Origin of the sequence: Avibacterium sp. 21-594 (assembly GCF_026226815.1) — a bacterium.
Taxonomy (GTDB): Bacteria; Pseudomonadota; Gammaproteobacteria; order Enterobacterales; family Pasteurellaceae; genus Avibacterium; species Avibacterium avium.
Genome location: NZ_JAKKOC010000002.1, coordinates 32,089 through 52,990 on the forward strand (window position 1 = coordinate 32,089; position 20,902 = coordinate 52,990).

General features: G+C 39.8%; 35 protein-coding genes. 20 read left to right on the forward strand and 15 right to left on the reverse strand.

What is annotated here, in order from left to right:
* Positions 1–18: 18 nt before the first annotated feature.
* The 5 genes from L5B76_RS11440 to L5B76_RS11455 are packed head-to-tail and all read right to left on the reverse strand — an operon-like array spanning position 19 to position 1,488.
* Complete coding sequence (locus L5B76_RS11440) at positions 19–300, reverse strand: hypothetical protein (protein WP_265755597.1); 282 nt, start codon at positions 298–300, stop codon at positions 19–21.
* Positions 257–538, reverse strand: a complete 282-nt coding sequence (lysC, locus tag L5B76_RS11660; RefSeq protein ID WP_442780797.1) for an Rz1-like lysis system protein LysC — start codon at positions 536–538, stop codon at positions 257–259. Before lysC ends, L5B76_RS11440 begins: the two co-directional genes overlap by 44 nt.
* On the reverse strand, positions 438–779 hold the full coding sequence (locus tag L5B76_RS11445; RefSeq protein ID WP_265755598.1) for a DUF2570 family protein: 342 nt from the start codon (positions 777–779) through the stop codon (positions 438–440). The genes lysC and L5B76_RS11445 overlap by 101 nt, the downstream gene beginning before the upstream one ends.
* Complete coding sequence (locus L5B76_RS11450) at positions 752–1,273, reverse strand: lysozyme (protein WP_265755599.1); 522 nt, start codon at positions 1,271–1,273, stop codon at positions 752–754. The genes L5B76_RS11445 and L5B76_RS11450 overlap by 28 nt, the downstream gene beginning before the upstream one ends.
* Positions 1,270–1,488 (reverse strand): HP1 family phage holin, encoded by a 219-nt coding sequence (locus L5B76_RS11455; RefSeq protein WP_265755600.1) that lies wholly within the window; start codon positions 1,486–1,488, stop codon positions 1,270–1,272. The genes L5B76_RS11450 and L5B76_RS11455 overlap by 4 nt, the downstream gene beginning before the upstream one ends.
* Positions 1,489–1,861: 373 nt before the next feature.
* On the opposite strand from L5B76_RS11455, the gene L5B76_RS11665 reads away from it, so the two are divergent.
* Positions 1,862–2,074: an ECs_2282 family putative zinc-binding protein gene (locus L5B76_RS11665; RefSeq protein ID WP_442780798.1), complete on the forward strand. Its 213-nt coding sequence runs from the start codon at positions 1,862–1,864 to the stop codon at positions 2,072–2,074.
* A 225-nt stretch (positions 2,075–2,299) separates the two neighbouring features.
* On the opposite strand, the gene L5B76_RS11465 is transcribed toward L5B76_RS11665, so the two are convergent.
* Both L5B76_RS11465 and L5B76_RS11470 read right to left on the reverse strand, forming a co-directional pair.
* The gene (locus tag L5B76_RS11465; protein ID WP_265755602.1) at positions 2,300–2,704 is read right to left on the reverse strand and encodes a hypothetical protein; all 405 of its coding nucleotides are present in this window, start codon (positions 2,702–2,704) and stop codon (positions 2,300–2,302) included.
* Positions 2,704–3,285 (reverse strand): recombination protein NinG, encoded by a 582-nt coding sequence (locus L5B76_RS11470; protein WP_265755603.1) that lies wholly within the window; start codon positions 3,283–3,285, stop codon positions 2,704–2,706. The genes L5B76_RS11465 and L5B76_RS11470 overlap by 1 nt, the downstream gene beginning before the upstream one ends.
* Before the next feature lie 73 nt (positions 3,286–3,358).
* On the opposite strand from L5B76_RS11470, the gene L5B76_RS11475 reads away from it, so the two are divergent.
* The 3 genes from L5B76_RS11475 to L5B76_RS11485 all read left to right on the forward strand — a co-directional run bounded on the left by L5B76_RS11475 (position 3,359) and on the right by L5B76_RS11485 (position 5,210).
* The gene (locus tag L5B76_RS11475) at positions 3,359–3,544 is read left to right on the forward strand and encodes a type II toxin-antitoxin system HicA family toxin (protein ID WP_265755604.1); all 186 of its coding nucleotides are present in this window, start codon (positions 3,359–3,361) and stop codon (positions 3,542–3,544) included.
* Between the two features lie 30 nt (positions 3,545–3,574).
* Complete coding sequence (locus tag L5B76_RS11480; RefSeq protein ID WP_265755605.1) at positions 3,575–4,003, forward strand: type II toxin-antitoxin system HicB family antitoxin; 429 nt, start codon at positions 3,575–3,577, stop codon at positions 4,001–4,003.
* A 553-nt stretch (positions 4,004–4,556) separates the two neighbouring features.
* Entirely contained in the window at positions 4,557–5,210 is a 654-nt protein-coding gene (locus L5B76_RS11485; protein ID WP_265755606.1) for a P22AR C-terminal domain-containing protein, read from the forward strand.
* Between the two features lie 37 nt (positions 5,211–5,247).
* On the opposite strand, the gene L5B76_RS11490 is transcribed toward L5B76_RS11485, so the two are convergent.
* Genes L5B76_RS11490 through L5B76_RS11520 form a run of 7 tightly spaced genes read right to left on the reverse strand, consistent with a single transcriptional unit; the run spans position 5,248 to position 9,158 of the window.
* Positions 5,248–5,673, reverse strand: coding sequence for a recombination protein NinB (locus tag L5B76_RS11490; protein ID WP_265755607.1), 426 nt, complete (start codon positions 5,671–5,673; stop codon positions 5,248–5,250).
* A complete protein-coding gene (locus L5B76_RS11495; RefSeq protein WP_265755608.1) occupies positions 5,663–6,253 on the reverse strand; it encodes a DNA N-6-adenine-methyltransferase in 591 nt (196 codons plus the stop codon). Before L5B76_RS11495 ends, L5B76_RS11490 begins: the two co-directional genes overlap by 11 nt.
* Complete coding sequence (locus L5B76_RS11500) at positions 6,250–6,933, reverse strand: replication protein P (protein ID WP_265755609.1); 684 nt, start codon at positions 6,931–6,933, stop codon at positions 6,250–6,252. The genes L5B76_RS11495 and L5B76_RS11500 overlap by 4 nt, the downstream gene beginning before the upstream one ends.
* Complete coding sequence (locus L5B76_RS11505; RefSeq protein ID WP_265755610.1) at positions 6,933–7,706, reverse strand: DNA replication protein; 774 nt, start codon at positions 7,704–7,706, stop codon at positions 6,933–6,935. Before L5B76_RS11505 ends, L5B76_RS11500 begins: the two co-directional genes overlap by 1 nt.
* Complete coding sequence (locus L5B76_RS11510) at positions 7,703–8,401, reverse strand: phage antirepressor KilAC domain-containing protein (RefSeq protein ID WP_265755611.1); 699 nt, start codon at positions 8,399–8,401, stop codon at positions 7,703–7,705. Before L5B76_RS11510 ends, L5B76_RS11505 begins: the two co-directional genes overlap by 4 nt.
* 46 nt (positions 8,402–8,447) lie before the next feature.
* Complete coding sequence (locus L5B76_RS11515; protein ID WP_265755612.1) at positions 8,448–8,888, reverse strand: YmfL family putative regulatory protein; 441 nt, start codon at positions 8,886–8,888, stop codon at positions 8,448–8,450.
* 48 nt (positions 8,889–8,936) lie between these two features.
* Positions 8,937–9,158: a hypothetical protein gene (locus L5B76_RS11520; protein WP_046097532.1), complete on the reverse strand. Its 222-nt coding sequence runs from the start codon at positions 9,156–9,158 to the stop codon at positions 8,937–8,939.
* A gap of 99 nt (positions 9,159–9,257) precedes the next feature.
* On the opposite strand from L5B76_RS11520, the gene L5B76_RS11525 reads away from it, so the two are divergent.
* From L5B76_RS11525 to L5B76_RS11560, 8 genes are all read left to right on the forward strand, one after another.
* Entirely contained in the window at positions 9,258–9,923 is a 666-nt protein-coding gene (locus L5B76_RS11525) for a LexA family protein (RefSeq protein ID WP_265755613.1), read from the forward strand.
* Positions 9,924–9,990: 67 nt separating this feature from the next.
* Positions 9,991–10,722 carry a HipA family kinase gene (locus L5B76_RS11530; RefSeq protein ID WP_265755614.1) on the forward strand — a complete coding sequence of 244 codons (732 nt, stop codon included), beginning with the start codon at positions 9,991–9,993 and terminating at the stop codon, positions 10,720–10,722.
* Complete coding sequence (locus L5B76_RS11535; protein ID WP_265755615.1) at positions 10,719–11,534, forward strand: DUF3037 domain-containing protein; 816 nt, start codon at positions 10,719–10,721, stop codon at positions 11,532–11,534. The genes L5B76_RS11530 and L5B76_RS11535 overlap by 4 nt, the downstream gene beginning before the upstream one ends.
* A gap of 444 nt (positions 11,535–11,978) precedes the next feature.
* Positions 11,979–12,251 (forward strand): hypothetical protein, encoded by a 273-nt coding sequence (locus tag L5B76_RS11540; protein ID WP_265755616.1) that lies wholly within the window; start codon positions 11,979–11,981, stop codon positions 12,249–12,251.
* A 590-nt stretch (positions 12,252–12,841) separates the two neighbouring features.
* A complete protein-coding gene (locus L5B76_RS11545) occupies positions 12,842–13,111 on the forward strand; it encodes a hypothetical protein (RefSeq protein ID WP_265755617.1) in 270 nt (89 codons plus the stop codon).
* On the forward strand, positions 13,104–13,325 hold the full coding sequence (locus L5B76_RS11550) for a hypothetical protein (protein WP_250350359.1): 222 nt from the start codon (positions 13,104–13,106) through the stop codon (positions 13,323–13,325). Before L5B76_RS11545 ends, L5B76_RS11550 begins: the two co-directional genes overlap by 8 nt.
* 9 nt (positions 13,326–13,334) lie before the next feature.
* Positions 13,335–13,505 (forward strand): hypothetical protein, encoded by a 171-nt coding sequence (locus L5B76_RS11555; RefSeq protein ID WP_250350360.1) that lies wholly within the window; start codon positions 13,335–13,337, stop codon positions 13,503–13,505.
* Positions 13,506–14,456: a hypothetical protein gene (locus L5B76_RS11560; protein ID WP_265755618.1), complete on the forward strand. Its 951-nt coding sequence runs from the start codon at positions 13,506–13,508 to the stop codon at positions 14,454–14,456.
* Positions 14,457–14,498: 42 nt separating this feature from the next.
* On the opposite strand, the gene L5B76_RS11565 is transcribed toward L5B76_RS11560, so the two are convergent.
* Positions 14,499–14,687, reverse strand: coding sequence for a ribbon-helix-helix protein, CopG family (locus L5B76_RS11565; protein ID WP_021724201.1), 189 nt, complete (start codon positions 14,685–14,687; stop codon positions 14,499–14,501).
* Between the two features lie 511 nt (positions 14,688–15,198).
* On the opposite strand from L5B76_RS11565, the gene L5B76_RS11570 reads away from it, so the two are divergent.
* The 8 genes from L5B76_RS11570 (at position 15,199) to L5B76_RS11605 (ending at position 20,877) form a co-directional block, all read left to right on the forward strand.
* Entirely contained in the window at positions 15,199–15,861 is a 663-nt protein-coding gene (locus tag L5B76_RS11570) for a BRO family protein (protein WP_265755619.1), read from the forward strand.
* Between the two features lie 205 nt (positions 15,862–16,066).
* Positions 16,067–16,846: a phage recombination protein Bet gene (bet, locus tag L5B76_RS11575; protein WP_265755620.1), complete on the forward strand. Its 780-nt coding sequence runs from the start codon at positions 16,067–16,069 to the stop codon at positions 16,844–16,846.
* A complete protein-coding gene (locus L5B76_RS11580; RefSeq protein ID WP_265755621.1) occupies positions 16,843–17,463 on the forward strand; it encodes a YqaJ viral recombinase family protein in 621 nt (206 codons plus the stop codon). Before bet ends, L5B76_RS11580 begins: the two co-directional genes overlap by 4 nt.
* Before the next feature lie 16 nt (positions 17,464–17,479).
* Positions 17,480–18,325, forward strand: a complete 846-nt coding sequence (locus tag L5B76_RS11585) for a hypothetical protein (protein WP_265755622.1) — start codon at positions 17,480–17,482, stop codon at positions 18,323–18,325.
* Between the two features lie 99 nt (positions 18,326–18,424).
* Positions 18,425–19,321 carry a hypothetical protein gene (locus L5B76_RS11590; RefSeq protein ID WP_265755623.1) on the forward strand — a complete coding sequence of 299 codons (897 nt, stop codon included), beginning with the start codon at positions 18,425–18,427 and terminating at the stop codon, positions 19,319–19,321.
* Between the two features lie 120 nt (positions 19,322–19,441).
* A complete protein-coding gene (locus L5B76_RS11595) occupies positions 19,442–19,711 on the forward strand; it encodes a hypothetical protein (protein WP_265755624.1) in 270 nt (89 codons plus the stop codon).
* Positions 19,712–19,838: 127 nt separating this feature from the next.
* Positions 19,839–20,360 (forward strand): MazG-like family protein, encoded by a 522-nt coding sequence (locus tag L5B76_RS11600; RefSeq protein WP_265755625.1) that lies wholly within the window; start codon positions 19,839–19,841, stop codon positions 20,358–20,360.
* Between the two features lie 34 nt (positions 20,361–20,394).
* A complete protein-coding gene (locus L5B76_RS11605; protein ID WP_265755626.1) occupies positions 20,395–20,877 on the forward strand; it encodes a class I SAM-dependent methyltransferase in 483 nt (160 codons plus the stop codon).
* The last annotated feature ends 25 nt before the right edge of the window (positions 20,878–20,902 follow it).

Genomic DNA, 20,902 nt, shown 5'->3' on the forward strand with positions numbered 1-20,902 from the left:
AACATAGTAAATCAATCCTTATTTAATTTCACCTGTAATACGGATTTTAAACATCGGCTCGTACTCAGGATTGTTAATATTGATCAATCCCTCAATAAAAAATCCTATTTGATCGGCAATAGTTAAAACCCATTCAGGAATAAAATTAGCTGCAATAATTTCTGGAGCTTCACTGTGAATGTCTTTGACATAAACAGGAATATCCCAAAGTCGCCCGTAATGCGTGAAGCCCTCTTCAATCAATTTCTTCTTAGACTTATAAAGCATTCCCATTTGATTTACTCCATTCAATAATCCCATCTAACCGCCCAGCACAAATCTCACGCTCTTTCTGCACCCGACGCAAATAAATAATCGCCTCACCATAGGTTGAGCCACTGAAGGCGGTTTGTTGGCAAGGGATTAAGTAAATGCTCGGTGGCAGGCGATACTCTGTTTTAATTTTTGTGCTGCAACCGCTTAATAACATCATCAGGCAAACGCTGACGACTACAATCTTGCACTTTGATTGTTTTGTAAATAACTTGAATGTCTTCATCGGCTTTCTCTCGCTGTGCTTGTTCAAGTGCGGTCTGTTTTTCAGTTGCTTTGCGCTCATCTTCCAGCTGTTTTGTTTTCTCTGTCAGATTATGATTAAGTTGCTGTATGGTTTGGGCTTGCGTTTGATTTTTGGCTTTTAAGCTACTTATCATCTGCGACTGATACCAAACCCAACCACACAAGCCCAAAATCAAACAAAGTGCGGTGAGATTTAACCACGTTTTAAACTTGTTAAACATAATGCTTTCTCTTTTTCGCGGCGGGTTACCAAACCTTTCAACACTTTTCCGCCTGAATATTTCCAACGTGGGAACTGCTCACACACAGCCCGAATATCGCCTTGTTTTGCATAACGGTAAATCGTAGAGGTTTTCAATTTACCGCAGCCCACATTAAATGTTAGAGAGGTTAATGCCTCAAATGCGCCTTGTGGTAACGCTTTGCCGTTGGCATAACGGTTGACGCACTGTTCTGCTGTTTGAATATCTTTGGCCCAACGGTCGGCAATCTCTTTATCTGAGTACACCTTGCCGAAAGTAATATCACCCGTTGACCCAATTCCAACCGTCCATACATCCGCAGGGCATTTATACGGCTCACGCATACAGCTTTCTGCATTGCCAATTAATGCTAAGCCTGTTTGTGTGGTACGGATTTCATCGGAGTGATTAAGCATTACTAAGCCAATAATTGCTACAACAGAACAGCCCGCAATTTTCTTAATGTGTTTCATTTAATCACCTTGCCGCTTTTATCTCGTACGCCTACCCTGATTTCTTCCAGCTCAAGCATACGTTTCTTAAATCGACTTTCTCGCCAATAACCGCATACGGTTACGATAATACCAATCAAGATTGCCCATTCACTTAATGTCAGCATTCCAAAAAAAGAGGTGAGCCAGCCGTAAACTTGCGACTCAAGGGGAATGCTTTTCAATGTTTCTTTCATTCTTTCCATACCTCACCCCGCTTTTTCGAGGCAATAAAAAAGCCCAGTCCGTTAAGACTGAGCTTTGTAAATAAATCTGTTTATATATCCAATGAATACTGTATTTATATATAAAAAGATCGTTGCTTAAAAAAAGATCTTTCCATATAATCACTACATCTAGTGCATTGTTATATTTAACATATACTAGATATAGGAAACCCTCAATAGTTGGCGCTATTGAGGGCTAGGAATAAACTTAACAAGCACATTTTCGAGGGCTTATTTCGTTTCTAAGGGGCTTCGAAACCGTATTCATTATTACGGTTTTTTATCCCTTTTGCAACCTATTTAAAGCTCTTTATGCAAAATTGCTTTACGAAAAGGATGCTATATGAGAGATAAATTCACTCTTTCCTGCCCTAAGTGCGGCAATACAACTTTCAAGACTCGTAGTAAAATTAACTCTTCCAAGGACCTCAACGGTGCCACTTGCATTAAGTGTGGAAACAAAATCAATGGAGATTATCCGATGCAAGTTGTTAAAAAAGAGCTTGATAAGATGATCAGGGATGCCTTCAAAAGTAACAAGCTGTTCAAGATTTGACAATTCTCTTTTTATTGCACTCATATCAATAGTGATAGTTGAATCCATACTAACAACCTTAAACCCGCCGATTATGGCGGGTTCTTTCTAAATAAAAAGCCCCGACCGTTTCCGATCAGGGCTGTTAAAAATTCATTCGTGCGTTTTAAACGTGCAAAACCGCACTATAGACAGAATGTTAGTGTTTTAGTGCGCACTAGTCAAGTGTTTTCACAAAAAATATGCTTACGCAATAAAAATGCAGTTATTCTGGCTTAACATTAACATCAGTGATATTTCTGCTATTTTTAAGCGCTCAAAATAAGTGCGGCGCCCAATCCCAAACCTTTCCAAAATCCCCATTCTTACTAATGCACGATTGCGATCGTACTCATTATAAAGTGGCAAGCGGTAAGCATAAGTTGCCATAAATAAATCGTAAAGCTCAGGTGTGGTTTTCCGCATCACTAACACACAACGTTCAATTTCTTCCGCCAATGGCTCACTGATTGGATCGGCACGTCTTTTGCTCTCATCAATCGGCACCGGTATGCTCACCGAAAGGCAAGGATATTCTGTGCCTAATCGTGGTGTAGCCCAATAGCCCCATTGTGTGCAAACTTTTTTAATATCATTGAACACTAACTCCATCAGTTGCCCCTTGCTTTTAACACGTTGATTTTTTCTTTATAAGTTTTGATAATCTCTTTAATCTCATCAACAGACCATTTAGCTGGCGGATGATCTTTACGCTCTAAAAACTCCACGCGAACCACACCAATTCTCCCAATTAAATTAATCCTATAATCAATAGCATTGCCGCTTTTATGCCGGTTGCACGGCACACACTGCTTATGGCAATTATCCTCGTGAAACCGCAATTCCGGTGCTGACCCAACGGAACGATAATGCCCCGCATCATATTTGCCAGAATGAAAACGCCCACAGCTAATACAGGGCAAATCTTTATCACGCAACCGAATATAACGATTAAACTCTGCTTGAGCCTCTTTCAACCATTGCGAACGGGTTTTTAATCTTTCTTTCACCGTCCGAATTTTCGCTTTTTCCGCCCGCACTTTTTCACGCTCCGCTTTTTCACGTTGCTTTGCTTGCTTCTGCTTTGCCAATGGTGTAACCCCACATTCAGGGCTACACCATTGGCGAAAACTATCGTAGGTTTCAAAACATTCACCACAGATTTTACATTTTAGCTTGAATTTTTTTCGCATTGACAACTAACCCCTTTATTTTGTGTGTATTCTTGTGTATAATTATTCACGATTAAGACGACAAGGAGGAAGCATGCACTCACGCGACTTAATCAAGGAACTTAAAGATGCAGGTTGCACGTTTGTTCGACACGGTAAAGGCGATCACCAAATTTGGCAATCGCCGATAACTGGGAAAACATTCCCCGTACCACACCCCAAGCAACACCTTCCAATCGGCACATTAAGATCCATTAAAAAATCGGCAGGGCTTTTATAGCTCTGCCGAGCTAATCCATAAGGAGCGACTATGTTATTTACTATCGGCATTGAAACCCCTGATAACGAAAATGAAGCTTACGGCATTGCCGTGCCAGTATTATTTACAGATAAATACGCTTGCATTAGTGCAGCAGATACCCTTGAAGAAATCCCTATTCAAGCTACAGACGCCATTCATTCCATCTTAGAAATGATGTTTGAAGACGGCGCAAATATCAGTGAGCTTCAAGATAAAGGCTATAAGCACTACCAGACCTTAGAAGACTTTAACTACTGCGATACTTGGTTACTGCTTGATGTGGATATTTCCGCTTATCAAGGCAAACGCCACCGTATTAATATCAGCTTGCCCGAATATCTCATCAAACGCATTGATAGCCGTGTAGCAAGCAACCCAATTTACAAAGATCGTAGTCATTTTTTAGCCATTGCTTCACAAAAAGAGCTACGAGAATAATCCCCTTACGCTTGACATTCTCCTCGGTCAAGCGTAGGATTTACCACAGGTCTCAAAAGCCTTACAAACAGCGGTAATTCACCCCGTTAGCGTGATTTTTTTGTATCTGGGTTCCTCCTATTTCTCATACCTGATACAAAAACAACAATTAATATCAATGATCGACAGTGCGAGGAATACAACACCGCAAGGGAATAACTCCGCTAGTCTGTTTGCTAGTTTTGAGCTGTCGAACGCCCTAAGAAGTTAGGGATTTCTCTCAAAATTAAACATCATTATTTCCTCTAATCTTGACAGTATCATTATTCCCGAGTAAGATTTATTTCAAAGGTGCTTCAAAACGCCTTTAAAAATAACTACAGTCGCTACTCACTGCGTCAATGTGATTTTTTTGTATCTGAAATTTGGTGTTTCTCCTTTTCTCAACCAAATTCAATACAAACAATAAACTCAATCTATGGATAGGGTGGTGAGGAAATAACCAATACCCACGCCGTCACTGTAGCGGTTTTGAACACCCTATCCGCCCAACCTATTCAAAAGGAAATACAGTATGTCAAACCAACTTTTCAACTTTAATTCAAGCCCTGTTCGTGTTGAAGTTTTCGATAATCAACCGTTTTTCTGTTTACTTGATGTTTGCAGAATTTTTCAAATCCAAAATTCCCGTAGAGTTCAAAGCCAAATGCTAGATCCTCAAGGTGTACGTCTAGCGTACACGTTGGCAAAAGATGAAAAACAACGTAAAACTGCCTTCATCAATGAACCTAATTTATATCGGATCATTTTTCGTAGTGAAAAACCAATCGCAAAATCATTCCAAAACTGGGTATTTGAAGAAGTTCTCCCACAAATCCGCAAAACAGGTAAATACAGCTTGCAAAATCCCCAACAACTTGCTTTACCTGAGCCTGAGAAAAAATACACCTTTGAATTCACTGAGTACGAACTTGAACAACTTGCTTGGCTATGGTTCAGCCAAAAGAGAATGAACACCCTACTTACTGAACTTTATTCCCCACTTAATGCTATTGGTTCAACATTTAGTGGAACAGTGTATAGCCACGCTCACGAGTACAAACGCCATTATGAAGAAACCCAAGCCACACTACAGCGTTTAATTCAGCCATTTGTTCAATCGAAAAAACTCAATTGGCAACGGGTTATTCCTAAAATCAACCCAACAAGAAAACTGCTTGATTTCTAAAAACGCCCCAAAATCCAACCGCACTTCGGTGCGGTTTTTAATACCCATAAAACCCTTGTCTATCGCTAAATCTTACGCCGTTACTCACGCCCCAAGCCTGAATATACTCAATCAAACTTGCTGACCGCTTCACGCCCATTTCTGCAGTACTTTCACGTAAATTCACCACTTCCCCTTCAAACCCAATTGCCATCTCTGCTTGCTCACCAGTGGCAATGTTATGTCCGCTCACAAAAAGCATTTTCCACGTGCCCAACGTTTGCTTCTTGCCGTTAAAGGTGCATTGCTTAGCAATATCCGTTAGCATTGCGTGCAGTTTTGCATTCTGTGCCAATGTACGTGTTAAGGGCTTTATTTCCACCACCACAGGGCTTTGTTCATCTAAGGTAAGGGAATGTATTGCCCCAATCGCATTTTGCTGTATGCGCGCATTACGCAAGAAAAAGCGTTGTTTAGTTTCCATACCCACCGCACTTTTTAATAAAATCCAAACTCACCGAACGTTGCACAAAATCTTCCATCGCTGGGTCAAACACGACAACCATTTGCCCCTTGCTGTTACCTTTGATTTCTTCGCCCGTAATAGGGTTGAGAAAATTAATACGACCGCCGATAATATCAATCACTTCATTTGCCACATTGTGGATATGGTTTTGATACCACTGTGTGGATTTATCGTTATTGAGTAACATTACGACTAAATGCCCAGCGTCTCGTAGTTCCTTTGCTCGTTTTAAAAACGGCGTAACGTTGGAGTAAGGCGGATTGACGAAAATGCGTAAAGGAAAATTGCAGGTTTCCACGACTTCATCAAGCAATCGCTCGAATAAATCCTCACCGAGAAAATCTGTTGCTACGCACGTTTTATCCAATCCACCCGCATAATCATAATCTTCAGGTGCAGGTTTGCCGATATAGCGATAAGTCAAGGCATTTTCATAACTTGCACAACCGTCAATATCAAACCAGTTAAAACGCTGTAAGAGCCAATCAAAAACGTATTTCGGCGTGCGCCAAGTATCACGGTCAAATTGTTCTGTCATTGTCTTGCTCCGTTTAAAATCTGTTTACAGGCTGCTGCCCCTTTCAAATTAATTTCACGCTGTTTTTCAGGTGTAATAAAACTCGGTTTCTTTGGCAAGGTGATTTGTGGTTTAGGTAAAGTTTCCCCCGCTTCCAAGCGTGCTGCCATTGCTTTCAATGCTTTGCTCACGGCTTTTCTCAGTTTTTCTTCTGAGGCTTCTCGATTGTTACAATACAAATCGGTAAGCAGCCAATATTCCGCATCGCTTTCAAATTTAAATTCGTGGATTTCCAACATTCCGTAGGATTGGAATTTTTTAAGGCGGTCGTAAAGCTCCTCTTCGCTTGGCAAGCCTAACGCCTCGTAGCGGTCTTGTTTGCACCAAGTGATAAACTGCCCCACACTTGGGAAAAATGGTTTATTTTCACGTTCCGCTTGTGCAATACCACGCTTGAATTGGGCTGCGGTAGTTACCCCGTTATTCACCAAGGCTTCAAGCCACAAGTGCTTGGCTTCTTGGTAGCCTTCTTCGCCATCAAATGCGGCTTGCCAAGCAGGGAATATCGCTTTCAGGCGAACAAACAAGCGATCGACGAATTTAGCAACGTGTGGTGGGATTTCTTGCTTGCTCACTGGTGCGTGATAGTTTGGTTCACGCCCAATCGCATTTTGCAGTTGTGTTGCACTAACTTGGTTCATCAATACCCCCGAATTTCAATGGTTTTGCCACGCCACCAGCTATCGTCATCATCGCTGAACTTTGGCTTTTTGCTGTCCGCACTTTTCCAATCCCAATCGGCTTGAAAGCCTTGCCAGCCTCGTTCAATCATCATCGCCACTACCTCCCCGAGTGGCAATTTGGCTAAATCCGCTTGTTTTTTCAGTCGTGTCATTACCGTGTTGGTGATGACTGCGCGTTTGGCTTTTCGGTGCTGAATAAAATCTTCTGCAAGCTCCCCCTCGATACCAAAACTTGCCAAAATTTCCACCGCACTTTGCGATTTTTTTTGCGAAGTTTTTTTATTGTTTGTAGTCTCTGTAGTAATCTCTGTATTAACGAATGGCGGTTTTGCTTCTTCCCGAATGTCGCTTTCCGCCATTGGGGAATGTTCATTAGCGACATTGGGTAATGGCGGTTTTGCTTCTTCCCGAATGTCGTCCATTAGCGCATCAAATTTAACTAAATTCAGTTTGAAATAAATACGGTGTTCTAAGCGTTTGTGAGTCTCAATTAAAATGCCTAGCTCGACCAATTTTTTGCGTGCTGTTTCTTGCTCCCGACGAGTTAGCCCCGTTTCTTGCTCGAGTTCAGCTTGTGTTTTATATACGCCTAATGGATTTGAGGTTTTATCCTGCCAAAAGAATAATTGTCCAAATAAAATTGCAGATGTTACTCCGCCCAAGGGTTTTGCTAATTGTGGATAGTACGCAATAGGTTGTCCTAATTGCCGTAAATATTGGCTAAATCTCATAGCATTAACTCCGAAGCATAACGTTGTGCAATCCATTCAATACCCTTGCCGGTTACTCGTGTTTGCGTGTAATTGTGATCGTGATCGGTTGTCCCCGTTTTCACCGTAAATAACCCTTGTTGCTGTTTATCTGCATAAGGTAAGAGATTGCCAGATTGACGGTATAACGCCTTATCTTCAATGAGGCGGATAATCATTGCTTTCTCCGGCATATTTAAGATTTTGGCGGTTTCTCGCAGGGATTTGCTTGTGCCAACTTCAACATAATGCTCAACAAATGCTGCTTTAGGTTTTAGATCCTTGTTTTCTAAGGCAAGAGCTTGATTTTGCCGTTCTTTCTCAACCAATGCCTCTAATGCCTGCAAATAGTTTTGAGGCAAAAGTGCGGTGTTTTTTTGCTGATTTTCTAGTTCTTGCCAGCGATCAACCAAGCGAGCCGTAAATTCAGGTGAAAGTTGTGCTACGACAACATAAGTGTCTCGCTTACCTTTTTCTCCTACAAAGATGTAATCTAAGCTAGGTCTCCCATTTGTCGCCTTTTCCTCAAATTGAGGAAAAGCAATCACACCTTTTTCTGCCAACATATCAATAGTTCTTTTTACATTGTCGTGGCGTTTTTCACATAATTCTGCAATCTCACGACTGCTCATTTTTATGCTTGCATTTTGTTCTGAAATTATTGATAATTGATCCATACCTAATTCCTTAATAAGATTAAGCCACCGCTCCAACGGTGGTTTTTTATTGCTTGTGAATAGCAATTGCCACTTCAATTGCTTTTGCCGTAGTCTGTTGTGATTTATGCAACAACTTGTGCAATACATCTTGCTCTTCTTGTGTTAGCACACCATCGCTTAAAAATTCGTTGAGCTTGGCAAATAAAATTCCACGCTCTGCAAGTTCTTGCAGTTGTAACTGCGATAGCTCGACTAAATCTGTTTCGTTTTCGTTCGGTACGACAAAACTCACCTTGCCTAAACGGCGGTTAATTTCGTCAGACCAATCACTCACGCCATATTCAAGTTCAATCGCAATCAATTCTTCGCAAGTGAAGCGTTGCCCTTTGGTTTGATAAAGGCGGTTATTCAACGCCTGTTCTGTCATTCCAAGAAAGCCTGCCACGGCAGCTTTTCCACCTTGGCACTTTTCAATCATTTCAATAATCGTTTTCTTCATTGCCATAAATTCCTTGTGGATTTTGTGGTTTTGTTTTTGGGTGGGGGTGGTAAATTAGGGATTAGCTGGGTTCGCTAGTCGCTTAATGTCGTCAGCCGTTATTTTATTATTGAGAGCATTAGCTAGTTTCTCTGCATATTGCGTTTCTCCCGTGTAATCTGTTCTTGGCAATGTATTTGAAGCTCGCCACTTATACACAGCCCGAGAAGTAATACCGCATAATTGAGCAACATTTGAAGCTCCAATATGGTCAATAATTTGTGTAAGTGTTTTCATAATCCCTCATAAAAATATGAACATTAAGTACATAATAAATCAGAACTGAAAGTACTTCAATATTTATTTATAATTGAACCAATGGTACGGAGATAAAAAATGATTACAGAAGAAAAATTCAGAGAGAATTTTGCTAAACGATTAGATCTTGCTTGTAAAGAAAAAGGTTTAGCAGAGTGGGGGCGTGGTGCAGAAATTGCTAAAATCCTTGGAGTAACGCCTAAAGCGGTCAGTAAATGGTTTAGCGGAGAAACAACCCCCTCACCGAGTAAAACTTATGCTCTTGCCAAATATTTAGGAGTAACACCAGAATGGCTAACATTTGGCGATCAAAATGTTGTTCCTGCGAACGTTAAAAAATCCCACTCTTATCCCCTTATTAGTTCAATTCAAGCAGGAACGTGGACAGAAGCGTGCGATTTTCACGATAGTATGGGTTATAACTATATTGACACAGAGATAGATGCAGGCGAAGACGCGTTCTTTTTGAGGATAAGCGGCTTATCGATGGAGCCTAAATTTAGCGAAGGGGATTTAGTGTTAATTGACATTCGAAAACACCCTCACCCCGGTGATTTTGTAGCCGCTGTCAATGGAAACGGTGAAGCAACCTTAAAACGCTATCGTGAATTAGGCGAAATTTCCGAATCAGGTAATCCGCATTTTGAACTTGTTCCGCTTAACCCAGATTTCCCAACCCTTAGTTCAATGAAACAAGAAATTCGCATCATTGGCGTGGCGGTTGAGCATAGGAGCTATTTGTAATCTATCATAAGAATGATCGTAGCTATGGTAGAACGTCAAATTTATCGTAGAAAGAGATAAATAAAAAATGGATAAAATTGTTTTTATTCGAGAACGAACAGAAATGGGGATAACCAAACCCTTTATTTGTCAAAGTGAAACTGATCAATGGTTTGTTGTTAAAACAAAAGCAATGATGCCAATAGCTCAACTATTAGCTGAATTTATTGGTTCTACATTAGCGGAAAGAATCGGATTACCTTGTCCTAAAATCAGTTTTGTGGAAATAACATCAATAACTAATCAATATGCTCCACCAGGTTGGCAAAGTGATTTGCCTTTAGGTACAGCCTTTGCATCGCCTTTTTTTGAAAAAGCTAAAATGGCAAAGACAGCACAAGCCAAAATGCTTTGTGAACAAGATCAAAAATGGCTCTACATGTTTGACCGTTGGATATTAAATTCTGATAGAACAGCTTCAATGGTGGGAACGGGTAATATCAACCTTCTGTATGATGAAATTAGTCAAGAAATTTTAGTAATAGATCATAACCTTGCTTTTGATGAGCAAGCTAATTTTTCTCAACATATTTTTTCACCACAAAATCGAAGTTGGCGGTTAGATTGGATTGATAAACAATATTTTACAGAAAAAGCTATTGACATCTTGGAAAATTTTGCTGATATTTACCAGAAAATTCCAGACGATTGGTTTCCTTTTGATGAAGAGGACTTTCAAAAAATGGAAGATCAGATTCAAAAAATTAAACAACTTTTAACACGTATTACTGAAGAACACTATTGGGACAACATAGAATGAAAAAACCTATCCTATACAGCTTTGTAAGGTATCGTCCTTACTTTGAAACAGGCGAATTCGTCAATGTTGGCTTATTGATGTGCGAGCCTGAACGTAAAAAGCTAACTTATCGTCTTGTAAATAAAAATAATAAACGGGTAACCGATTTCTTTTATCGTAGCAAGCTATTTGAAAGCGTAAGGGAAACAATTAATCAAGAATTAGACTATATTGTTAACCAACATTTTACATTTAACTCTCAAGAAATGGCCCGCTTTTTTCACCATTACGTTGATGTAAAAGAAGGTATTGTTCAATACAGTAATGCCGCCTTTGGTGTTGTAGATGACCCCTTGGAGTATTTTAACCAGCTCTATACGCAATTCATTCAAAATGCGGGAGTAAAGAGTGAAAGCCAAGAGCAAACCATATTGAAACACTATAAAGCCTTGTTCAAAGCAGAAAATAATCAGCTTCTATTGAACTATAAGCAGCATACAGTAAAAGGAGAAATGGCAAAATTCACATTACCTCTAGCTTTAAAAAATAAAGATGAACAAGAAATATTAAAAGCCGTTAAACCTTTGGCATTTGATCAAATTGAAAGCCCTAGTATGATAGAGCATTGTGATAGTTGGGTTGCTAAAATCAATCGTGCTGATGATGAGGGGTTGCTTAAAAAAGAAAATATTTTATTTGCTCTTGATACTCCAGATACAGCAAATAAAACCAATATACTAAATGCGATCAGGCGAACATTTGACAAGTTTAAAATTCAGCATATTGATTGGAATAATGATAGCGATCTTATCGCTTTTGCTAAAAATGTCTGACAAAACCGCCCTCGTGGCGGTTTTCTTTTGCCCAAATCCCCTAAAACCATTTTCGTAACGCCACGAAAATGGTATCAAACTACACCAATTATCTTGAATTAACACCTAGAAAAAACTTAATTTCTGTTCCTAACTCATTGAAACCACAACAAATCACCTAAAACATTATCTTGAATGCCACCATTTTATTAACTGTAATAGCTATCAGCCGACTTTTATCCGTTCATTTCCCCCTGCTATTTCAGAAGAACGCTCCTTTAACCTCTCCATTTGTATAAAAAACAAGCAATCAAACAAATTTTTTAAAATTATTTTTCTTTAAAAATCAACAATATATGTACTTTTGGTACTTTTCTTTTTACAAAATGAACAAAAAGTTCTTTACAGATATGAACCAATGGTACATAATACACCCATCAAAACGAAACAACGAGGAAAAACAAAATGGCTTACATCAACCAACAAATGAAAAAAGAAATTATGGCAGAAGTGAAAAAAGTGTTACCGCAAGGCTGGAAAGTGGTCGCAAAAATCAATGAGCGTATGGAGCTTTCAGCAACCGTTACTTTGCCTGCTGATGTTGCAAATGAAATGAAAACAGAAGCCAAAAATAAAATCTATGCGGCGATGAATTGCTTAAATCTAGGCGTGAATAATGGAGATAAAGATCTTTGCACAAAACGCTACTTCACTAGCTTATATATGGTTACCGCCTAGGCTCAAAAGAGCCTTTATTCAAGCCCTAATGGGTTTTAATAAAGGTTTCTTTAACCGAATTTGCTCTTTAACAATTTAAACAAACACTTGTGGCACGTTATCACGCAAGCAATTACCTGATGGTGAGAGTTAGTCAAAGCGTGGACAATTTAGACCCACCGCTCAACAGAACGGATTGAAAACCCGAACTAATCGCCCAAGCGATAACCGAAAGCAAGTGTTTTGCCTATATAGGAGAAAGCAGTAGCACACCACTACGAAGCCCCTAGGATAGGTTCTTATGACGGCTTTACCTAGCCAGTAAAGACAAGCCTTATATAAAACTAAGGCATTTGACTTAACAGCGGATTGGCATACCGCAACTTTGATTCACGACGGGCAGCCTAGAGCCTCTTAATCTAGGCATTATTCAAAACCGCATTCTTAGCCTTGTTTTTCCTAATGTCTTTTCCTCGTGGCTCTGAGTGCGGTTTTGAATGAGAAATAGGAGAAACTCATACGTCTTGCGGAAAGACGTTAAACCCCGTGTAGACATACTCCGTTTGCCCACTGTAACAGGTGGGCTTTTTTATAAGAAAAGGAAACAAAAAATGAATGAACTCCTCAAACACACACTAAAAACTGTACTTATCTTATTTGTCATCATCTTTGTGCTAAGGCTTGCCGAAACCTACGCCCAAAGCCTAGAAGAACACTACACTGCCCTTGGATTTAGCCAAGAACAAATCGCCGAAATGCAACGCCAAGCAAATCTTGAATGGCAACAAGAACACAGTGATTTACAACCTAATTTGACACCTGAGATTGAAAAATATCTCAAAAAATCAACCGCACTTTTGCAGGAGAAAATCAATGAGTAATACTAACCTCGCTTATGAAGTCGGCATTTATGCTAATGACGGTGGCTTTCGTGGCTACATCGCCAATCTCAAAACAAATTTAAATATTTATCGCACGCCTGTTTGCCATTCGCCCCAAATGGCAAAAGAAACATCTGAGTTTAAAGAGAAAATAAAAACGTGTAAACAGCGAGGGGTTACGCTCTTTTTCGAAGACAACTTTACAAAATTATGAGGCAACACAATGAAGCGCCGCAGATTTTTAAGTGCTTGGCAATGCGACAGCGACCAAGACTACTACGAGCAATTTAGTCAACAAGGCGAAGATGAAATAGAGCCTGATGATAGCGATAACTTCGAGCCTTGCGATGATGATTGCGATTATTGGAAAAATAACTGTTATGGGAGAGGATAAATGGAAAACCAAAAATTTGAGTTAATTATTAGCACAGAAAGCAAAGTGCTTGCTTGCAATATTACCGACTTTGAAAAACAAGCTGAGCAGTTTTTATCAACGCTCACACAAACCTTTGAAACGGATGATGACTTCGGTCGTGCTAAAGAAGAGGTTAAGTTACTAAAGGAGCTAGAAGATAAAACACGTGAAGCAATTAAAAATGCACAGCAAGGTGATATTAACAAATTGCTTGAGCAAGCCCAAGACATTGCCGAACGCTTCCGCCAAGCTCGTTTAGAGCGTGAAAAATTAGTGAAAACCAAAGAAGCAGAGATTAAAACAAACATTGTCAATGGGGCTTTTGAGCGAATTTCAGCGGTCAAATCAGGTTTTGAAAGCGATGTGTGTATTGCCCTTGAACAGGTTATTCCAAAAGCTACTATCAAAAAACGCTTAGAAGAAGCCACTAAACGCCGTAGCACCCTTGCCACTCTCACGAAAGCTGTGAATGCCGAAGAAACCCTTATTGCGGCAGAAATTGCAACAGAAGCTGCTCGACTTTCCGCACGTCGCAAGCTAATTCCAATCTCTTATGAGTATCTCTTTAAGGATTGGCTCAATCTGATTACTGGTGATGACGAACTTGAACCTATCATTCAAGCACGCATTGCCGATGAAGAAAAACGTGAAGCCGAAATAAAAGCGAAAGCAGAGCAAGAAGCAAAAGCACGTGCAGAAGCGGAAGCCAACCTTAACGCATCACAAACCAACGAGAAAATAGAAACCAATGAAAACACGGCGCATATTGAACCGCAAACACCAACGCAAGAAACGCTACCTGCGGCAACGCAATTTATTCTTAAAATCTCAGCCCAAGAAATCCCATTTATCGGCACCATTGAACAATTAAGAGCGTATTTTGCCCCAGTGAAAGCGTTGGGGATTACGGCAACGATTGTGAAAAAATAAGACTTTACAACCGCCCGACTTCGGATTAAGACAACAGTAAATTTAATAGTTCCAAATCATCTCTTCAATTAGGGCGGTTTTTGATTTTCCTGTGCGTTCGCTTAATTCTGCTAAGCGTGAAATGGTTTCTTCTTTCAACTTAAAACCAGCCAAACGTACGCCGCGTTTTTTATCGCTTTTTTCTTGCTGTTCTTGACGCGTTAAACCTGATTTAGGACGACCACGAGACATATTAACCTCTTGCATTTAATGAATTAACGGTTTATAGTAGGAGCCATTGGGGGACACTTCCACATATCCCCCGCAGGTTTATCCTAGAATGCTGGCATTGCCACCATTAGCAGGATAATTAGGATTGCGAGCTTCAAATACATATCCTAACTCCTTTTTTGATGCCCGATTTCAGTCGGGCTTCTCATTTTTAGAACCATTCCAAAAACAAGATTATTGTAGTTTATACTTCATAAATAAGCAAGAGTTCTTTAGTATTTACTAATTATTTTTTATTTGACACCGCCCAAACTTCGGATTAAGATAACCGCACTACAATATTCGGCGGTAATCCGCACCCGACAGCAAGCGGTTTTTTTATGCCCTAAATTTACATAGTAATCTATGTCGGGTCGAGAGAACCTAATACAATACCCTCTGGGGAATAAGTTCCGCCGTCCGAATACGGTAGTTGAAGCCCGACACCCTACTAAGGTATCGGATTACTAAACTAAATTATTCGGAGCATAAAATGTCAAATCAAATCCAATTCTTATCATTCAATTTCAAAGCTTCTAAAGTACGAGTTATTACTGATCCAAATCAGGAATTCTGGTTTTGCGGTAAAGATGTCTGTGATATTTTAGGATATGCAAATGATAGTAAAGCATTAAAAGATCACTGCAAATCTAAGGGGGTAACGAAACGTTACTCCCCTACCACAAGCGGTGATCAAGAAATGGTTTATATCAACGAACCAAACCTATACCGCCTAATCATCAAATCACGCAAACCTGAAGCAGAGCCATTTGAGGCTTGGGTATTTGAAGAAGTATTACCACAGATTAGAAAAACAGGGAAATATAGTTTAGAGCAAAGACAACTTGTCTTGCCCGAACCTGAAAAGAAATATACGTTTGAGTTTACCGAGTACGAACTCGAACAGCTCGCGTGGCTCTGGTTCAGTCATAAACGAATGAACACGCTACTCGCCGAGCTTTACGAACCGCTCAATTCCATTGGCTCTACTTTCAGCGGCAGCGTGTACAGCCACGCTCACGAATATCACCGCCACCACGAGGAAAGCCAAGCCACAATGCAACGCCTGATTGAGCCATTCAAACGCTCTACCAAGCTCAACTGGCAAAGAGTGATTCCAAAAATCACCCCAACAAGAAATTATCTCGATTTCTAAAACTCAACCAAAACCGACCGCACTTCCCCGTGAACCGTGTGGCGGTTTCGTTCAACCTAAATTCAGTGAAAAGGTGAAATTATGTTCAGAATTTTAATGATTGTCAGCTTGTTGTGGTGTGCATATGAATTAGATTTAGGCTCAGACTGCGACGGGCATTATTGCGGAATAACAACAGATTTAATAGCAAACAAAGGAAAATAATATGACAACAGCACTTCAAACATTAACAAATAAACTCGCTGAACGCTTTGAAATGGGCAGTAGCGAAAATCTACCACAAACCCTAATGGCGACTGCCTTTCGTGGGCAAAATGTAAGCCCCGACCAAATGACCGCCCTACTGGTTGTTGCTAACCAACACGGCTTAAACCCTTGGACAAATGAAATCTACGCCTTCCCAAATAACGGTGGCATTGTGCCGATTGTCGGCGTGGATGGTTGGTCTCGCATTATGAACGACCACCCACAATTTGACGGTATTGAATTTACCTTTAATGATGATAACAGTTGCACCTGTAATATCTACCGTAAAGACCGCACTCGCCCAACGACAGTTACGGAATATATGAGCGAATGTAGCCGCAACACGCAACCGTGGAAATCACACCCAAAACGAATGCTCCGCCATAAAGCAATGATCCAATGCGCAAGGTTAGCTTTTGGCTTTACAGGTATTTACGACCAAGACGAAGCTGAACGCATTGTAGAAAATCAAAAAGAACCGTTAAATGTAACACCAAAACCGAATGTGATTGAAGGGCAAGCAGTCGAATTAGCCACATCTGAACAAATCGACACCCTCAATCAGCTTATTCAGCTCACGAACACCGACACTGAAAAAGCCTTTGCCTACTACGGTGTGCAAAGCATTGAGCAGTTGTCAAAAGCGAAAGCAGAACACTTTATCAAAACCCTTAACGGGCGATTAGATGAATCTGCACAAAATGCTGATAACAAAACAAGTGAGGAAATCCCACTATGATAGACGGTTTGATCACCCTTGATTGTGAACAAGGCTCGGAAGAATGGCTAGCCGCACGGCTAGGCATTCCCACCGGTACGGGGTTCAAAAATATCGTGCGAATAAGCGGCGATAGATCCGCTACCTATATAAAATACCTTGCCGAGTTGGTCGAAGAAAGCATTTTAGGTTTACCTGACAGCCGTTATAAATCTGATTATATGGAGCGTGGCAACCAGCTTGAACCGCTTGCACGCGGTGCTTATGAGTTCTTGACTGGCAACAAAGTACAGCAAGTCGGCGGCGTGTACCTTGATGAGAAACGAGAAGTAATGGTTAGCCCTGATGGACTCATTCCCGAACTGAAAAAAGGGTTAGAAATTAAATGCCCGAAAATGAGTACACACATTACTTACATTATTGAAGGGGGCATACCGCTTGAATATATTATCCAAGTGCAAGCGAATCTGTGGGTAACAGGCTATGAAACGTGGGATTTTGTCAGCTACTGCCCCGAATATCAAAAGCAGCCGCTTTATTTATTCACGGTAGAACGAAATCAAGCATTGATGGAAGCGTTTGATTACCATATTCCCGAATTTTTGACCGCACTTAAGGCGTTGAAAGCCGAAAATTAATAGTTAGGAGGGTGGTATGAGCCTCTTTTACACATCAGACAAATGGTATTCCTATTTATTACGCGGAGCTTTTAAGAGCAAATCAGGGTTTATTGGCGTAATAAAAACTCAAAATAATAATTTTACGCCTCAAATCTCACTTAATGGTTCTACTGTCTTTTTTCCCTCTTTCAATGACGCTATTTCTGCAGCGTTATTCATTGATAAAAAACGGGTGGAGCTATTAGGCAATGATTGTATTACTAACCAAAGTGCGGGATTAATTTATGGAGATTATACAGTGAAAAATATGAAAAAGGTGATTGATGAATATATTAAGGCAAACAAACTCGGGATTAGATTAGCGAATGTTGCCACAGTATTTCTGGAAGTCCTATGGAGCAATAGAACTCGGCAGGGACGCATTATTGACGCGGAAAAATCATTTAAGAACAGGAAATGTGGTTCTATCCACTTAACTGATGACGAAACAAAGTTAATTCTCAACGATCTGCAAGAATTTGGATTGATTAGAATCACAAGTAACAAATACGGGCCGAAACTTTGGATTGCAAAACTCGACCTAAAAAAAGAATTACGTCCAACATCCCCAATTACACCAAAAACAAAGGAAAAAAATATGCAACAATTAGAAAAATTATCGCCTGAAATGTTAGAAAATTTAGCAAAACAAGCAGCGGAGCTAGCAAAAGCCAAAAAACAAGAAGCTGTAGAGAAGCATAATTTAAGGGCAATTCTCGATCCATTAATCCTTAATGCGGTACAAACTAAAGGAAAATATGAAAGACTCTTAAATGAACTCCTTGATACCTCAACAGAGCTTGATAATGCGCTGAATGCGTTGAAAGATGCGTTGAAATAATCCTAATTTAACTTGTCTAGCTTAGACAATCCTAGACGAAATCTAGACAATTTTTTAGACAAATGCCCTCAGTTGAGGGCTTTTTTTACGAGGTAAAAAATGAACACAAACGAACTACTCAACGAACGAGAAAAAACGCACGGCGATTTTGTCAGCGGTGCAGAAACCTTTTATCACCTGATTAAACCAATTATTAATAGTCAGCTTTTTGAACGCAACAAAGTCAAAGCCTACGCCGCCACAATGATTGCCGCCAAGCTCACCCGAATTTATAACGGTGATGAAAACTTTAGTGACCACTGGGAAGACATTATTGGCTACGCGAGCCTTGCACTTGGTAAGCAGTTTGAGCCACAGCAAGCGGTAAGTGTGCCAGTTGTGGATTATATAAAAACAGGAGAAAAAATGCTAACCAATAATAAATGGATACCTGAAGTCCCAAGACCAACTCTTGAAGGAAATGCCTTTGAACTATTTTTGCAAGAGTGGGTTAAGAAAAATTATGCCGAAGAATTTGCAGAGGCAGTAGAGGAGGAGACGAAATATTATGATGACACGCTAGATATTACAGAATTTTGCTTATATCAAAGCATCCTTAAGCATTGGCAAGGTGGTGATGATGAAGATGCTGCAGAACGATTCATTAGATACGACAGCTGGAGCTTTCAAGAAGCGCAAGAATTTGTCAACAAATCACTAGAATATGATGCACGCAGGCACGAGGAAAAAATGCAAGCAGAATGGATAACACAAAACGGCTACACATTGCCGTTCCCTGTTGGCTCACAGGTAAGATGGCGTGGGCAAATCGGCGAAGTTCAAGCCGATAAAGAAAATTGCTATATGCCATTGGGCAAAATTTGCGTATTGACTGAAGAGCAAGTGGCACAGAATAAGCGATGGGAGCAAGAGGGAAATTCTAGCCGCCACGGTGGTTATCTTGTCAAATGGGAAGAATTAGAACTTGTTGCAGAAGATAATAAAACCGCTAAATAGCGGTTTTTTATTGGAGAAAAGGAATGAATAACTTATTGAACCGTAGGCTAGTGTTTATGAAAAAAGAAGAAGCCCAAACAATGGCTAAAGCGCTTCTAAATTATAAAGTGGAATATAAAAATGAGTGATATGGGTGAAATGTTTAGAGAGCTACGCTCTGCTAGACAAGAGAAATGCTTTAAAAACAAGATTAATGGTAAAGTATTATTAACTGTAAACGGTATCCCCTTTAAATCTTGTAGCGATACTCATCTACAAATTAATACTAAGAAAGGGGTAATTAATTATTACCCTTCCACTGGTTTATGGTTCTATTCAAATAGCAAATATAGGCAACGTGGTATAAAGAAATTAATTAAACATTATTTTGACACTAAATTGGGAGATTAAAGAATGTAAAAATTAAATTTAATTTTAGGTATTGCTACGACAGAATTTTGGCAACCATTACCAAGTCCACCTGAAGACTAACAAGCCACTGTAACAAGTGGCTTTTTTATTATCACAAGGAAATAAAATGGAAGACATTATTCAAAAAATAGAACAATGGGCTGAAGAGCGAAATTTAATTACAGGCTCAACAACACACAAACAAATGCTAAAACTACTTGAAGAATTTGGCGAATTATGTGGCGGAGTGTCAAAAAATAAGCCTGAAATCATTAAAGATAGCATTGGTGATTGTATGGTAGTAATGATTATTATGAATCGACAACTCAGTAATGCGATTAATATCCCGAGTTTGCTTAACGTAGTCAGCGTAGGTTTAAGTGATGGTGAAATATCTGATGAAGAAAAAGATTCAACGCTCTTATTAATCTCTAAGAATATCGGGAATTTATCTCACTCTATCGGAATGTTAGAAGCGGAAAGCATCATTGATAATCTTGCCTTAACTATCGGAACGTTATTTTTACTCTCTACTAAATTTTATTTAGATTTTAACGAATGCCTACAGTATGCCTACGAGCAAATAAAAGATCGAAAAGGAAAGATGATCGATGGCGTATTTATTAAAGAAGATGACTTACCTGCCTAACCTAGCAAGTTAGGCTTTTTATTTGGAATAAATTATGCAGAAACCTATTTTAGATGCCTGTTGTGGTAGCCGTATGTTTTGGTTTGACAAGCAAAATCCGAATGTGTTGTTTGCCGATAATAGACGACTTGAAACCACAATGAAAGATAGGGATAAACTCCGTAAACTTGAGATAAAGCCTGACGTTATCCACGATTTTACCAAGATGCCCTACCCCGATAAATCTTTCAAACTTGTCGTCTTTGATCCACCACATTTGAAAGTTGGCGGTGATAATGCGTGGCTAATAAAAAAGTATGGGCGACTTGATCAGGATTGGCAAACCCAACTCAAAAAAGGCTTTGATGAATGTATGCGCGTATTAGACGACAACGGCACGCTTGTTTTTAAATGGAACGAAACGCAAATCCCTGTTAGCGAAATCATTAAAACTATTGGCCATCAACCTTTAATCGGTCACAAATCAGGTAAAGCCAATAACACCCATTGGCTTTTATTTTTTAAGTTACCTACATAGGAGAAAACAATGAAAAAATCACATT

Bases quoted from the DNA above. Each gene is read 5' to 3' on its own strand.
- L5B76_RS11565 (WP_021724201.1), bottom strand. From the start codon at position 14,687: ATGTCTCGTGGTCGTCCTAAATCAGGTTTAACGCGTCAAGAACAGCAA.
- L5B76_RS11600 (WP_265755625.1), top strand. From the start codon at position 19,839: ATGGAAGACATTATTCAAAAAATAGAACAATGGGCTGAAGAGCGAAAT.
- L5B76_RS11665 (WP_442780798.1), top strand. From the start codon at position 1,862: ATGAGAGATAAATTCACTCTTTCCTGCCCTAAGTGCGGCAATACAACT.
- L5B76_RS11525 (WP_265755613.1), top strand. From the start codon at position 9,258: ATGATTACAGAAGAAAAATTCAGAGAGAATTTTGCTAAACGATTAGAT.
- L5B76_RS11475 (WP_265755604.1), top strand. From the start codon at position 3,359: ATGCACTCACGCGACTTAATCAAGGAACTTAAAGATGCAGGTTGCACG.
- L5B76_RS11505 (WP_265755610.1), bottom strand. From the start codon at position 7,706: ATGAGATTTAGCCAATATTTACGGCAATTAGGACAACCTATTGCGTAC.
- L5B76_RS11530 (WP_265755614.1), top strand. From the start codon at position 9,991: ATGGATAAAATTGTTTTTATTCGAGAACGAACAGAAATGGGGATAACC.
- L5B76_RS11520 (WP_046097532.1), bottom strand. From the start codon at position 9,158: ATGAAAACACTTACACAAATTATTGACCATATTGGAGCTTCAAATGTT.
- L5B76_RS11455 (WP_265755600.1), bottom strand. From the start codon at position 1,488: ATGAAAGAAACATTGAAAAGCATTCCCCTTGAGTCGCAAGTTTACGGC.
- L5B76_RS11485 (WP_265755606.1), top strand. From the start codon at position 4,557: ATGTCAAACCAACTTTTCAACTTTAATTCAAGCCCTGTTCGTGTTGAA.
- L5B76_RS11515 (WP_265755612.1), bottom strand. From the start codon at position 8,888: ATGGCAATGAAGAAAACGATTATTGAAATGATTGAAAAGTGCCAAGGT.
- L5B76_RS11585 (WP_265755622.1), top strand. From the start codon at position 17,480: ATGAGCCTCTTTTACACATCAGACAAATGGTATTCCTATTTATTACGC.
- L5B76_RS11555 (WP_250350360.1), top strand. From the start codon at position 13,335: ATGAAGCGCCGCAGATTTTTAAGTGCTTGGCAATGCGACAGCGACCAA.
- L5B76_RS11595 (WP_265755624.1), top strand. From the start codon at position 19,442: ATGAGTGATATGGGTGAAATGTTTAGAGAGCTACGCTCTGCTAGACAA.
- L5B76_RS11490 (WP_265755607.1), bottom strand. From the start codon at position 5,673: ATGGAAACTAAACAACGCTTTTTCTTGCGTAATGCGCGCATACAGCAA.
- L5B76_RS11510 (WP_265755611.1), bottom strand. From the start codon at position 8,401: ATGGATCAATTATCAATAATTTCAGAACAAAATGCAAGCATAAAAATG.
- L5B76_RS11450 (WP_265755599.1), bottom strand. From the start codon at position 1,273: ATGAAACACATTAAGAAAATTGCGGGCTGTTCTGTTGTAGCAATTATT.
- L5B76_RS11440 (WP_265755597.1), bottom strand. From the start codon at position 300: ATGGGATTATTGAATGGAGTAAATCAAATGGGAATGCTTTATAAGTCT.
- L5B76_RS11605 (WP_265755626.1), top strand. From the start codon at position 20,395: ATGCAGAAACCTATTTTAGATGCCTGTTGTGGTAGCCGTATGTTTTGG.
- L5B76_RS11480 (WP_265755605.1), top strand. From the start codon at position 3,575: ATGTTATTTACTATCGGCATTGAAACCCCTGATAACGAAAATGAAGCT.
- L5B76_RS11465 (WP_265755602.1), bottom strand. From the start codon at position 2,704: ATGGAGTTAGTGTTCAATGATATTAAAAAAGTTTGCACACAATGGGGC.
- bet (WP_265755620.1), top strand. From the start codon at position 16,067: ATGACAACAGCACTTCAAACATTAACAAATAAACTCGCTGAACGCTTT.
- lysC (WP_442780797.1), bottom strand. From the start codon at position 538: ATGAAGACATTCAAGTTATTTACAAAACAATCAAAGTGCAAGATTGTA.
- L5B76_RS11540 (WP_265755616.1), top strand. From the start codon at position 11,979: ATGGCTTACATCAACCAACAAATGAAAAAAGAAATTATGGCAGAAGTG.
- L5B76_RS11590 (WP_265755623.1), top strand. From the start codon at position 18,425: ATGAACACAAACGAACTACTCAACGAACGAGAAAAAACGCACGGCGAT.
- L5B76_RS11570 (WP_265755619.1), top strand. From the start codon at position 15,199: ATGTCAAATCAAATCCAATTCTTATCATTCAATTTCAAAGCTTCTAAA.
- L5B76_RS11580 (WP_265755621.1), top strand. From the start codon at position 16,843: ATGATAGACGGTTTGATCACCCTTGATTGTGAACAAGGCTCGGAAGAA.
- L5B76_RS11550 (WP_250350359.1), top strand. From the start codon at position 13,104: ATGAGTAATACTAACCTCGCTTATGAAGTCGGCATTTATGCTAATGAC.
- L5B76_RS11545 (WP_265755617.1), top strand. From the start codon at position 12,842: ATGAATGAACTCCTCAAACACACACTAAAAACTGTACTTATCTTATTT.
- L5B76_RS11500 (WP_265755609.1), bottom strand. From the start codon at position 6,933: ATGAACCAAGTTAGTGCAACACAACTGCAAAATGCGATTGGGCGTGAA.
- L5B76_RS11535 (WP_265755615.1), top strand. From the start codon at position 10,719: ATGAAAAAACCTATCCTATACAGCTTTGTAAGGTATCGTCCTTACTTT.
- L5B76_RS11560 (WP_265755618.1), top strand. From the start codon at position 13,506: ATGGAAAACCAAAAATTTGAGTTAATTATTAGCACAGAAAGCAAAGTG.
- L5B76_RS11445 (WP_265755598.1), bottom strand. From the start codon at position 779: ATGTTTAACAAGTTTAAAACGTGGTTAAATCTCACCGCACTTTGTTTG.
- L5B76_RS11470 (WP_265755603.1), bottom strand. From the start codon at position 3,285: ATGCGAAAAAAATTCAAGCTAAAATGTAAAATCTGTGGTGAATGTTTT.
- L5B76_RS11495 (WP_265755608.1), bottom strand. From the start codon at position 6,253: ATGACAGAACAATTTGACCGTGATACTTGGCGCACGCCGAAATACGTT.